Annotated in this window: 10 protein-coding genes, 1 tRNA gene and 1 pseudogene; 7 read left to right on the top strand and 5 right to left on the bottom strand. The window is 70.0% G+C overall.

Annotation, left to right across the window (positions count from 1 at the left end; translation table 11 throughout):
- Positions 1-135: 135 nt before the first annotated feature.
- The 5 genes and pseudogenes from ACFCLZ_RS37855 to ACFCLZ_RS37835 form a co-directional block, all read right to left on the bottom strand.
- A pseudogene (locus tag ACFCLZ_RS37855) lies at positions 136-339 on the bottom strand (zinc-ribbon domain-containing protein); the annotation flags it as partial.
- A gap of 409 nt (positions 340-748) precedes the next feature.
- Positions 749-1,327 (bottom strand): telomere-protecting terminal protein Tpg, encoded by a 579-nt coding sequence (gene tpg / locus ACFCLZ_RS37850; RefSeq protein ID WP_380282458.1) that lies wholly within the window; start codon positions 1,325-1,327, stop codon positions 749-751.
- Between the two features lie 107 nt (positions 1,328-1,434).
- On the bottom strand, positions 1,435-3,813 hold the full coding sequence (gene tap / locus ACFCLZ_RS37845) for a telomere-associated protein Tap (RefSeq protein WP_380282457.1): 2,379 nt from the start codon (positions 3,811-3,813) through the stop codon (positions 1,435-1,437).
- Positions 3,814-3,848: 35 nt separating this feature from the next.
- Positions 3,849-4,262: a hypothetical protein gene (locus ACFCLZ_RS37840; protein WP_380282456.1), complete on the bottom strand. Its 414-nt coding sequence runs from the start codon at positions 4,260-4,262 to the stop codon at positions 3,849-3,851.
- A 239-nt stretch (positions 4,263-4,501) separates the two neighbouring features.
- Positions 4,502-4,672, bottom strand: a complete 171-nt coding sequence (locus ACFCLZ_RS37835; RefSeq protein ID WP_380286395.1) for a hypothetical protein — start codon at positions 4,670-4,672, stop codon at positions 4,502-4,504.
- Here ACFCLZ_RS37835 and ACFCLZ_RS37830 point away from each other — a divergent pair, their 5' ends adjacent.
- The 7 genes from ACFCLZ_RS37830 to ACFCLZ_RS37800 all read left to right on the top strand — a co-directional run bounded on the left by ACFCLZ_RS37830 (position 4,673) and on the right by ACFCLZ_RS37800 (position 11,690).
- Entirely contained in the window at positions 4,673-5,014 is a 342-nt protein-coding gene (locus ACFCLZ_RS37830; protein WP_380282455.1) for a helix-turn-helix domain-containing protein, read from the top strand.
- A 433-nt stretch (positions 5,015-5,447) separates the two neighbouring features.
- Positions 5,448-5,594: a hypothetical protein gene (locus tag ACFCLZ_RS37825; RefSeq protein ID WP_380282454.1), complete on the top strand. Its 147-nt coding sequence runs from the start codon at positions 5,448-5,450 to the stop codon at positions 5,592-5,594.
- Positions 5,595-5,837: 243 nt separating this feature from the next.
- Positions 5,838-5,911: transfer RNA gene (locus ACFCLZ_RS37820), tRNA-Ser, on the top strand.
- Positions 5,871-7,043, top strand: coding sequence for a UDP-glucose dehydrogenase family protein (locus ACFCLZ_RS37815; RefSeq protein WP_380286394.1), 1,173 nt, complete (start codon positions 5,871-5,873; stop codon positions 7,041-7,043). Before ACFCLZ_RS37820 ends, ACFCLZ_RS37815 begins: the two co-directional genes overlap by 41 nt.
- 201 nt (positions 7,044-7,244) lie before the next feature.
- Positions 7,245-8,303, top strand: a complete 1,059-nt coding sequence (locus ACFCLZ_RS37810; protein WP_380282453.1) for a magnesium and cobalt transport protein CorA — start codon at positions 7,245-7,247, stop codon at positions 8,301-8,303.
- A 212-nt stretch (positions 8,304-8,515) separates the two neighbouring features.
- On the top strand, positions 8,516-9,088 hold the full coding sequence (locus ACFCLZ_RS37805) for a heme NO-binding domain-containing protein (protein WP_380282452.1): 573 nt from the start codon (positions 8,516-8,518) through the stop codon (positions 9,086-9,088).
- A complete protein-coding gene (locus ACFCLZ_RS37800) occupies positions 9,066-11,690 on the top strand; it encodes a response regulator (protein ID WP_380282451.1) in 2,625 nt (874 codons plus the stop codon). The genes ACFCLZ_RS37805 and ACFCLZ_RS37800 overlap by 23 nt, the downstream gene beginning before the upstream one ends.
- Positions 11,691-11,859 lie beyond the last annotated feature (169 nt).

Raw genomic sequence — 11,859 nt, 5'->3', positions numbered from 1 at the left:
GACCACCATGTCGACCCGCTCGACCCGGTTGGAGTGAACGGCATCGCGGTCGATGTCGATCGGTAGGACCGTACTGAGCTCGGCCTTCAGCCGCAGTTCCTGCACCGATGTCCGGCGCATGCGGCAGGTCGGACAGCCTGTGCCATAGCGCTTACGGAACCCTCCCGTGCGGTTGTTCACCACGGCTTCCCACGGTTCGTGCATGGGGAAGTCCGGTTCGTCCTCGGGAAAGTCCGGGCAGTTCCACCAGACCTTCCGGTTCGACGCGACCGTCAGCTCGTCCGCAGTGATCTTGGACTTCTCGACGTTCAGTGTCGCGGCCAGCTCCGGTTTCACCATCGACAACCGGTTCGCATCCGTGATCCGTACTGTCCCCACAGCCACCGTTCCTTCCACCCGGGTCGCGCCGAGGCCACCGTACGTGCCACCCCCGACACTTGGAGCTCGCTTCCCCCGCGCTGGGAGTTCCGTCGAAGAGGCCAAGCTGTCGCTGCCCCGGCGCTCAGAAGATCGACAACATCGACGCATCGGTCGGATCGACACGGCAGATCGAGGATGTACATTCATGCGTTTTCGCAACGCCGTAGCTGCAACGGTGCTGGCCTACCACCGCTGTCGCCACCGACCCAGACGAACTGGAGTGACGTCGAAGCCAAACCGAGTACAAAACTGGCCAACTCAACCGCTGACTGGCCAACTGAAACACTCAGTCACAGCTTGACGGCAACGGCGCAGCGTCGGGCAGGATCTACAGCTCGATGTCCATCCAGGCGATGCCGTTGAGCTCGACGTCGAGGCCGCGGGCGCGGCGGCCGCCGTCCTTGAAGTACTCCTCGCGCAGGGCGTCGGCGAGGATCCGCTCCTGCTGGGCCTGGGTGGCTCCGGCGTCGCGGGCCTCGTAGAGCCGCTGGGCGACCGAGCCGGGCATCTTCTGCGTGATCATGCGCTCGCGCGGGTCGTCGGTGGAACCTGCGGCCGCGCTGTAGCCGAAGGTCGCCTGGATGTGGAGCATGAAGCCGCGCTGCTCGGCGTCGCGGCGCACCCGCTGCTTCACCCGCGGCTGCCAGGCCGCCCGCACCGCTTGCTCGATCTTCGCGGCGTTGGCCTTCGTCATGGGGATGTCGCCGGTCAGCTCGCCGGCGGCGAGGGCGGTCAGGGCGTGGGCCCAGCGCTGGGCGGTGCGCACCGAGACGCCGGCGGCCTGGGCCAAGCGCTTGGTGTCGTTCTTGGCGACCTTCTCCCACAGGAAGCGCACGCGGGTGTTGAGGTGCACTGGGATGGGGCGGGTGCGCTCGGCGCGCTCCAGGCCCTCGTCGATCTCCCCCACGGGGCATCGGTCCTTCCCTCCGCCCCGGCCGGGGCGGCTCGTGTTCGTGTTCGTGTGGCGGTGGAGTGGGCGGCCCGCCGGGCGGGTGCCGGCGGGCCGCAGAGGGACTACTCGTCGGCGGAGACGACGCCGCCGGTCTTGATGTGCCGGGCCGGGTTCGCGTCGTCGGCCAGCAGCTCGGCGATCTCGGCCATCGGCCGGGAGCCCTCGAACTTCACCATCCCAGGCGAGACCCCGAGGCGCAGCGCGGTGGTGAGGGTTCCGTCGGGTCGGGTGAGGATGTCGAGGGCGCCGGGTCCGGGGGCGGCGAAGACGGCGCAGTCGGAGAGCACCGCGAAGGTGTGCAGGCCAGTGTCGGCGGCCATCTTGCGGAGTTTGCGGTGGAGGTTGACGGTGGCGGTGTCGATGACGAGGGCGCGCATCAGCGGGTCCCAGGTCGGGCGTTCCAGGGCCGCCCAGCGCTCGCCCATCTTGTAGCCGTGGCCGCGGGGGCGTTCGCGCATCTTGCCGATGGTGCCCTTGGCGGTCTGCTTGATCGCGTGCAGCACCGCGAGTTCGGCCGGGTCGCCGGTCGCCTTGAGGTTGGCCATGGCGTCGAGGAACGCGACCGGGTCGGTGTCGGCGAGGGTGAGCGGGACACCGAGCGCGGCCATCGTCTCCAGGTATGCGGCGCGCAGGTGCTTGTGCCAGGGGTCGAGGTAGGGGCCGTGCTCGTACCGCAGCCAGCCTTCCAGCGGCTGCGGGCGGGCGCCGAGCTCCGACGCGTAGGCGACCTTCACTGTGGAGTACCAGGCGGGGACGGTCGGCCGGGAGCCGTCCGCGGTGAACGGCGACGGGAGCAGCGGGTCGGTCTCGACGTGGGAGAGGTCCACCAGCCAGGACCCGGGGGTCTTCGGGTCGAAGACGGGGTTCATCTCGTGGACCGGGCCGGACAGCGGCAGAGTCAGGCGGCCGGCGGCGGCGAGGAACGCCATGTTGATGTCCAGGCCGACCGCGTACGGCGCCGCCTGCTCCTGGTCGGTGAGCGGTCGGTGCCAGTCCCACGCCTCGGTGACCAGTTCACCGCCCGCCTCTCGGTCATGGGCAAGCGGGTGGATGTCCGGGACCTCCGGCGGCGCCGGGTCGAATGCCTCCCTCGGGCGGGAGCCCTCCACCGGCCCGGACGTCCAGCCGGCCTCCGTGCGCACCGCCTTCGTCGGCGGGCGCAGCGCGGTGACCAGTTCCAGGCCGGAGACGGCGGTGGAGCCGCGCGGGGTGAGCACACGGGTGGCGTAGGTGCCGAGCAGGCGGGCCAGGCCGGAAGCGTCCAGGTCGTCGGGGATCTGCCAGCCACCGGACGCGAGGGCGCCCCAGGCGGGGATGCACAGCTGGACGCACACCCGTCTGCCGTCCTCGGGGGTACGGAAGATGCGCGTCCAGGGGCCCAGACCACGCTGGGTCAGCAGCCAGTCGGCCTTCTCCACCTGCTTGACGGCCTTGTGGGTCTTCGGCAACTGGCCGAGGCGCTGGACGAACTCCTTCTTCTCGTCCCGGCCCATCGGCGGCAGGCCGAGCTCCGCGAGCACGGCGTCGGTCAGGACGACCAGGGCATCGGCGTCCTTGCCATGCCGGTGCAGGCGCGGCGAGCCCAGCTTGGTCTGCAGCGCCCACTCCACGACGTCGGTGAGCGTGCGCCCGGCCGGCGCGGTCGCAGCCGGGGTGCCGTCGGCCAGGTAGGCCACCAGCGCCTTGCCCGACGGTGCCACGTCCACCACCGCCAGCGGCCCGGACGGGAAACGCGCGGCCGCGGCAACCTGCCAATCCGACGGCCCCTCAGCCGCCGTCGCCGGCTTCTTCGCCGGAGCCTTCCGGGCCCGCGAAGGCGCCGCTGGGCGCGACGACGGCGTACGCCGCGACACCGCTGTCCCGCTGTTCGTCGAGGCGGGGGCGGCTTGGCGGGGCGCAGCGACCGGGGCGACCGAGGCAGCGGACTCGGCCGAGGCATGCGGGAGGGGAGCGGGCGGCGCCGCGGCAGCGGGAATGGTGCCGGGGCGGCAGAACCCGCCCAGGTGCATCGGGTGGCCCTGCGCGCGGTAGACGGAGGGCTGGCCGCACTGCACGCACGGTCGCGGTGGCGCCATCGCCAGGGAACCGTCCGGGTTCTGGTCCAGCATCGGGACGGCCGGGGCGGTGGGCTGCTCTGGGGCGGGGGCTGTGAACGGCTCCGAAGCGGCGGGTTCCTCCAGGGCGTGCTCGGGGGCGAGTTGGGCGGCGATGCCGTCCAGCAGCCGCGCGTAGGCTGTGCGGGCTTCGCCCTGGGGTTCGCGCTGCCCCGACTCGTAGGCCGAGAACGTGCTGGGGCTGACTCCCAGGGCTGTGGCGGTCTCGGTCTTGGTGAGCCCGTACTCGGTGCGCAGCCGGCGACGCTGCGCGGGGTCGGGCAGCGGCACGGCGCGGCGCGGCCCTGCGCCCAGCAGGGCGCCGATCGCGTCGGGGGTGTCGGTCATCACGCGCTCCTTCGCTGTGGAGGTGAAACGGGCTGTCAGCGCATGCCCTGGCGGATCTCTTCGAGGCGGGTCATCAGCCGTTGATAGCGTTGGGCGGCGGCCTGCGGGGTCTTGAGGCTCTGCTGGTCCTTGATCTGGTTCCAGTCCATGCCGTGGCGCCGGGCTTCCATGATCACCTGGCATTCCAGGTGGTCGAGCTGCTGGCGGAGGTCTTCGAACAGGGCGAGGGCGGCCGCGAGGTCGTCGGTGGCGATGGCGGGCTCGTCGCCGTCTGGGGAGCGCGTGCTGGCGTCCATGACCTTGCTCAGTACCTCGACTCCGTCCCACAGGCGCCTGGCGGGCGCCCATGCGGGCGGGTCCTCCTGCAGGTCGGGGCGCGCCCGTAGGACTGCCAGCTTCTCCAGCGCGGCCTCGTGCCGCCGGGCGGCAGGGGTCGAATCGAGTGTCATGGAGACAGGATGACGTCAGAACAATGAACAAACAAGTTGTTTGTTCATTGAGTTCCTTTGTAAGGTCGCCCGAAACCCCGCCCGCCGTCCCACGGCTCCCTGTTCCAGCACGCTCCCACGTCCTGCCGTCCGGACGGCATCCGCCCCTCACCTCCGGCGGCGTCGATGACGCACCGCCGGGCAGGGAGCCGGCCACCAGGACCTGACCGTGCACCCGCTCGGGCGGCAGCGGTTCCCCGTCAGTGGGCCGGCGTCTTCTGCCGCGGGATCCAGCGCATGTGCAGGGCTTGCAGGGCGTCGAGTTGCCCGCGGGTGAGCTGGGCAACGTCGCGGCGCTGCCGTGAGATCCACTCCCCCAGACGGAAGCGGCGCCCTGCCTGTTCGGCGACGTAGTCGTAGGGAACGTCCAGGTGCTGGTGCTCGCGGCGGAAGGTCCGTGCCGCCCTGAGGCCCTCGGCGAACGCGACATCTGGAAGGCATCCGAGCTGCAGCGCATGCTCGCGGACGCCGGGCTGGTCATCTCGGCCGGCAAGATGTCGCACCTGTGGTCGGGGCGCCCGCTGACCGTGCGCCTCGACGACCTGGACGTGATCTGCTCGGTGCTGCAGTGCACGCCCGCCGACCTCCTGGTTCCCGAACCGATCGAGCGCCGGCAGCCGGACAACGGGGATGAGCAGGCCGAGCGGAAGGTCGTAGGCGGCAGTCCGGTTGCCCTCCGGCGCCGTCCCGGCCGGTCCGGGCCGCCGTTGTGAGCGCACCGATACGCCGTCGCCGTCCCTGGGCGACACGAAGCTTCCGGGACTACCTCGGCTGGGGATGGCTCAACCGCCCTCGGTGCAAGGCGTGCTGGGGCTTCGTCGCGAAGGCCACCGGCGATCACTGCGAGGTCTGTGACCGCAAGGTGGCCGCCCAGGACGCGTCTGCCGGCTTTGCCGCCGACAGGCCAACCTGATCGCCGGGCCGGACAACAAGACGCGCGTCGACCTGACGGTCGCAGCCCGCACCGGCCACCAGCCGTTCATCGTCGGGACCCTGCGTCCGCGCGGCGGCCCGCCGCCTCGAACGCATCACACCGCGGACAGGCCACCGGACCGGCGACTGCACTCCGTCCGGTCGCGCTGGAGGCAGCTGCCACTGTTCGAGATGGCCCGTGACCTGCGCGGAGTCAGCAGCCTGGCACCGCTCTTGGACCCAGAGCTGGCTGCCGTCCTGGAAGCGCACGCCGCACAAATCGCCAACCGGATCACCTTCCGCTGCACCCTCATCCAGACCGGCACCGAGTCCTACCGCTACCAGGCCACCCAGGAATCCCTCTTCCCCGCCCCGAACTGACACGCCAACAGTGATGAGAATCCGCAGCGAAAACGGTTCCGACCGGAAGTTCGTGAAAGGCCAGGTCAGGGTCGGCATGCCGGATCGCTTCCTCCCGCTGTGCCGGCCTGCTCCCTCGCTGGCTCGCACGACCAGAAACCGTTCGACCACCGCCCTGGTGGCTTCATAGGATCAGCGCATGCGACCTGCCTCGGGTCACAGTTGGCCTCGGCCGATCAGGGCGACAGCCTGGCGCGGGGCGGTCGGCTCGTAAGCTCAGTTGGCCAGAGCTCCCGGCTGCTTGTCGGGGCGCGCAGGTTCAAACCCTGCCGAGCCTGCGCAACACGGACCAGATGCGCCTGTACTCGGGCCAGGCGCGAGTTGCACTTCATCGGCGTCGGCACCCCGATCGACGCCGACGGCCGCTCCTACGACAACGGCCAGGTCTTCGGCGCCATCCGCCGGCTCGCCCCCCACCTCACCACGGCCTGCACGATCGTGGGCAAGTCGACGGTCACCGTCGGCACCACCGCCGAAGTCACCACCCTCGCCCAGCGCCTGGCCCCCGCCGGCACCGACGTCGAGGTCGTCTGGAACCCGGAGTTCCTCCGCGAGGGCCACGCGGTGGAGGACACCCTGCGCCCGGACCGCGTCATCGCCGGGGTCACCAGCGCGGAGGGCGAGAAGGCGATCCGCGCGGTGTACGCCGGGATCCTGGACACCGGCGTCCCGCTGTTCGTCTGCGACCCGGCGACGGCGGAGCTGGCGAAGGGCGCGGCGAACACCTTCCTCGGCCTCAAGATCAGCTACATCAACGGCGTCGCGGACATGTGCGAGAAGGCCGGCGGCGACGTCGCCAGGATCGTGGAGATCCTGGGCATCGACCCGCGGATCGGCGCGGGCGGCATGCAGCCGGGCATCGGCTACGGCGGCGGCTGCCTGCCCAAGGACGTCAGGGCGTTCACCGCCTCCGCCCGAATGCTCGGCGCCACCGCCGCGGCCGATCTCCTGCTCGCCGCCGAGAAGATCAACGAATCCCGCACCGGCGTCGCCATGGACCTCATCACCGACGCCCTCGGTGACCGGCCGCTGCGAGGAACCCGAGTCACCGTGCTGGGCGCCGCGTTCAAGCCCAACACCAGCGACGTCCGCGAATCCCCGGCCCTCGCCCTGGCCCTGGCCCTGCACCGCGCCGGCGCCGTCGTCACCGTGCACGACCCCCAGGCCGTGGCCAACGCCATGGTCCGCACCCCCGAACTCGACTCCACCGCGGACCTCACCGCCGCGCTCACCGGCGCCGAACTGGTGGTCCTGGCGACCGAATGGCCCGAGTACCGGCAGGCCGACCCCGCCGCCCTGGCGGACCTGCCCGCCAACCCGGTGCTGGTCGACTGCCGCACCACCCTCGGCCCGGCGCCCTGGCGCACCGCAGGCTGGCGGGTCCACCAGCTCGGCCGACCCGGGAAGTAGACCGAGCCACGGCTCGGCACCGGGGCGGCAGTCACCGGCCGGAGCTCCGCCCGGGCTGCCGCCCGGGAGCCACGGCGGCGGGCGTTGCCCGGCTGCCTCGAGACGGTCGGCCCGGATCGGAGGAGCATGTGTTCTGTGTGGGTACAGCCCCGCACGCGGGGTCACCCGGCAGAGACGGCAGCCTCGGCAAGGAGGAGAGCCATGATCGTCGACTGCGCGCACTACCGCGCCGGGCGCCGGCAGCACGAGGGGCCCATGGCACTCGAGCAGGCGGCCGCGCACTGTGCCGAGGACGGGTTCATCTGGCTGGGCCTGTTCGAACCGACCGCCGAGGAGTTGGCCCAGGTGCGGGCCAGTTTCGGGCTGCACGAGCTGGCCGTCGAGGACGCCCAGGCGCTTCACCTCCGCCCCAAGGCCGAGCAGTACGAGGACGGAACCGAGCTGATCATCCTACGCACCGCCCGTTACGACGACGCCCGCGAGGAGGTCGACACCGGCGAGATCAGCATCTTCCTCGCCGAGCACTTCGTGATCACCGTGCGCCAGGGCATCGCCAGCGAGCTGGCAGGAGCCCGCTGCCGGCTCGAACGCCGCCCCGAGCTGCTGCGGACCGGGAGTGCCTCGACCCTCTGGGCGATCCTCGACCAGGTCGTCGACGGCTACTCCCCCGTCGTCACCGAACTCGAGCGCGACATCGAGGAGATCGAGGCCACGGTCTTCTCCGGGGCGATCGCACCGACCGAGCGGATCTACTTCCTGCGCCGCGAGGCCACGGACTTCTACCGCGTCGTTCACCCCCTGCTGGCCGTCGTCGGTCGACGACTGCAGCCGGGCAAGACGCCCACCGAGATCCTGCCGTACTTCCGCGACGTCCACGACCACCTCATGCTGGCGAACGAGGAGGTCGCGGCCCAGCGCGATCTGCTGGCCACCATCCTGGAGGCGAACATCGCCGTCATCTCGATGGAGCAGAACAAGATCAACCTCCGGCAGAGCGCGACCATGGAACGGCTCACCGTCGTCGCCACCGTGTTCCTCCCGCTCTCCTTCGTGGTCGGCTTCTTCGGGCAGAACTTCGGGTGGCTGGTGAACCACATCACCGGCTTCGCGGAATTCCTCGCGCTCAGCATCTGCGGGCTCGTCCTCCCCTGCGTGGTGCTCTCGGTCTGGCTGCGGCGACAGCGTCGCGCCGCCGCGCCCGCCGTCCCGGCGCCCACCGGTGGAGCGCCTGACACCTCGGCGGCCTCGGCAGGCCGGTGATCCACCACGGCCCGGTCACGGTGCGGAGAATGCGGCGATTCACGTCACCCACCGTATCCAATTGAATCGCACGCGTAGCCGTGCAAGCGTATGCTGGATTTGGCTGACACGCCGATACCGAAACCGACGCCGGCACAAACGCTGGACCGTCATTTTCGGTGACCATGCGCCCGAGCCGGCGGCTTCGGAACTCCAGCGAAGGACACGATGCCATGAAAGGCGTCATTTTCGATCTTCTCGACGAGATCGTCTCGCAGAAATACGGACCGAGGATGTGGGGCGAGATCATCGACGCCGCCGGCGTCGAAGGCGCCTACACCTCGCTCGGCAACTATCCCGATGAGGAGTTCTTCAGGATCGTGGCCGCCGCGGCCGCCGGGCTGGGCATGTCCGAGGACGAGGTCGTGCGATGGCTGGGCCGGCAATCCATACCGATCTTCGCGGAGAGGTATCCGGCCTTCTTCGACGGACACAGCTCGACCCGGACGTTCCTGCTGACGCTGGAGGACATCATCCATCCGGAGGTGCGGCGGCTGTACCCGGGCGCCGACGTCCCGAGCTTCACCTTCGACACCTCCTCCGACGACGTTCTGGTCATGAGCTACCGATCCGAACGGCAGTTGTGCTGGTTCGGGGAGGGCCTCATCGAAGGGGCCGCGGAGAACTTCCGGGAAATTGCCGACATCAAGCAGACCAAGTGCACCAGGAGGGGCGACGAGGAATGCGTGTACGAGGTGGCCCTGACGTCATCAGGAGGTCCCGATGGAGCCCGCCCGGGGCAATAATCAGGAAGCCATTCTTGAAGGTCTGCTGGAGAAGGAGCGCAAGGCCCGCCGACAGGCCGAGCTGATATCGGAGGACATGATCCGAAAGCTGCATGCCGCGAAGGAACTGGAGCTGGAGAAGCAGCGCGGCCTGGAGTTGCTCGAGTCGGTGGCCGCCGCGTGCAACAACGCGACCCACGCCACCGATCCGCTGCCGGCGACGGTCAAGGGGATCTGCACCTTCGTACGGAGCCCCGTCGGCCATGCCCTGCTGGTGTCCCCGGACGACGGAGCGCTGACCTCTCCTTCCCGCTACTGGTGGACGGACGAGCCCGCGCGGCTGCCCGCGCTCCAGCGGAGCGACACGCTCGTCCTTCCGCACGACTACGAACCGGTGCGGCGCGCGTTGGCGTCCGGCAGCACGGTGACGCTCCAGGTCGGGAACGAATCCGGCCAGGTCGGGAGCGGGCAGGTCGAGTACCTCGCGCGATGCCGGGAGTCCGGGGTCACCGAGTGCCTCGTCGTCCCCGCCTTCCTCGACGGGCGGCTCATCCTCGCTCTCGAGTTCTTCGCCGCGCCGGGGGAGATCAAGCGCGACGACATCCTGGAGAAGCTGCTGCTCCAGGTCGGCGCGCAGCTGTCGCGGGTGGCGGCGAGGGAGCTCGCGGAGCAGGAGCTGCGCGACGCCCGAGCCGCCGCCGAGGGTGCGGCACGCAGCAAGAGCGCGTTCCTGGCCACGATGAGCCATGAGATCAGGACGCCGATGAACGCGGTGATCGGCATGACCGAGCTGCTGCTCACCACCCGGCTCACGCCCGAGCAGCGGAACTTCGCCGAGATCATCAACTCCAGCGGGGAAGCGCTGCTCGGAATCATCAACGACGTCCTGGACTTCTCCAAGATCGAGGCCGGCGGACTGGAGCTGGAACGCATCGGGTTCTCCCTGCGCGACACCGTGGATTCGGCACTCAGCGTGGTCGCCGCGCGCGCCGCGGAGAAGTCCCTCGAACTCGCCTGCCTCGTCGACCACGACGTTCCCGACAGCCTGCTCGGCGACGGGATGCGCATCCGGCAGGTCCTGACCAACCTGCTGTCCAACGCGGTCAAGTTCACGGACTCCGGTGAGATCGTCATCTCGGTGAAGACCGGCGCGGTGCCCGAGCCTGCCGGTGATTCCGCGCGGATCGGCTTCGCGGTCTCCGACACGGGCATCGGCATCCCCGCGGAGCGCATGGACCGGCTGTTCCGGGACTTCAGCCAGGTCGACTCCTCCACGACCCGCCGCTACGGAGGGACCGGCCTCGGCCTGGCGATCAGCAAGCGCCTGGTCGAGCTGATGGGCGGGACCATGGTCGTGGAGAGCAGATCCGGTGTGGGCTCCACGTTCAGCTTCATGATCGACCTGGGGGTCGTCAGGACCACTCGGCCGGCCGACGCCGAACAGCCACTTCGACTCCAACGCGTTCTCGTCGTCGACGACAACGCGGTGAACCGCGAGGTGATCAGACGCCATGCGGAGTCCTGGGGCATGGTGACCAGCGAGGCCGAATCCCCCGAGAAGGCGTTGGAACTGCTGTCCTCGGCGAACCCGTTCGACGTGGCCGTCCTGGACATGATGATGCCACGCATGGACGGGGCCGAACTGGCCAGGAGGGTTCACCGGATTCCGGGACGCGAGCGCCTGCCGCTGATCCTGGCCACCTCACTGGCGACCCCCCGCGATCCGACGGACCGTACCGAGTTCTCCGCCTCGCTGACCAAGCCCATCAGGGCGTCGCACCTGCACGACGCCCTCCTGACCGCGGTGACCGGCCGCACGGGCGCCCCCGAGGACGGACCGGCGCAGCACACCTCGGCGCCCTCGGATCTCCGGATCCTGCTCGCCGAGGACAATCCGGTGAACCAGCAGCTCGCCACGCTCCTCCTGAAGAAGCTCGGCTACGGGATCGAGATCGTCGAGGACGGCAGCCAGGCCGTCGACGCGGCCAGGGACGGCAGTTACGACGTCATCCTGATGGATGTCCAGATGCCCGTCATGGACGGCCTCGAAGCGACTCGGACGATCGGCCGGGTGATCGCCGACGACCGTCGGCCCTACATCATCGCGATGACCGCGAACGCGATGCAGGGCGATCGGGAGGCCTGCCTCGCCGCAGGAATGAACGACTACATCTCGAAGCCCATCAAGATGGAACAGCTGGCCGAGGCGCTGGGAAAGGCTCCGTCGGCCGCCGGGCGCCGAGCCGCGGCGACGGCCGCGGCCACGGCCGCACCGCCGGTATCCGGTTCGGCCGTCGATCCGGCCGTTCTGGAGAGGCTCCGCGACGACCTCGGCGACGCCGCCTCGGTCGCGGAACTGGTCGGCCTGTTCGTCGAGGACGCTCCGGGCCTGATATCCGCCATGGCGGACCCGGAAAGGAGTACGGCGCAGCGGGCCGCGCACACGCTGAAGTCGAGCGCAAAGGCGCTGGGAGCCGGCCGCCTCTCCGACCTCGCGGCCGGCATCGAGGCAAAGGCCCGCGCGGGAGCATTGGGCGATGCCGACCCGGGTGAGGCCGCCGAGGAATTCCTCCGGGTGAAACGGGAGATCCACGAGGCCGTCACGCGGCTCGACGGGCGGTGACCCGGTACATTCCGTCACCGCCTCCGGCGCGGGCGGGCGGGCTCGGGAGCGGAAGGGCCCGCTTGCCCCGTGCTCCCAAGGTTTCGCGGCGCCATTGAAATCATCTGATTCGTAGACACTTCTACCGTCCATCACGGTTTGTTATTTTGTTGCCAATTCGACCCCCTCA

Origin of the sequence: Kitasatospora purpeofusca, assembly GCF_042691725.1 — a bacterium.
Taxonomy (GTDB): Bacteria; Actinomycetota; Actinomycetes; order Streptomycetales; family Streptomycetaceae; genus Kitasatospora; species Kitasatospora purpeofusca_B.
The sequence above is the reverse complement of the archived record's forward strand: the minus strand, read 5'-3'. Positions and strand labels throughout refer to the sequence as shown.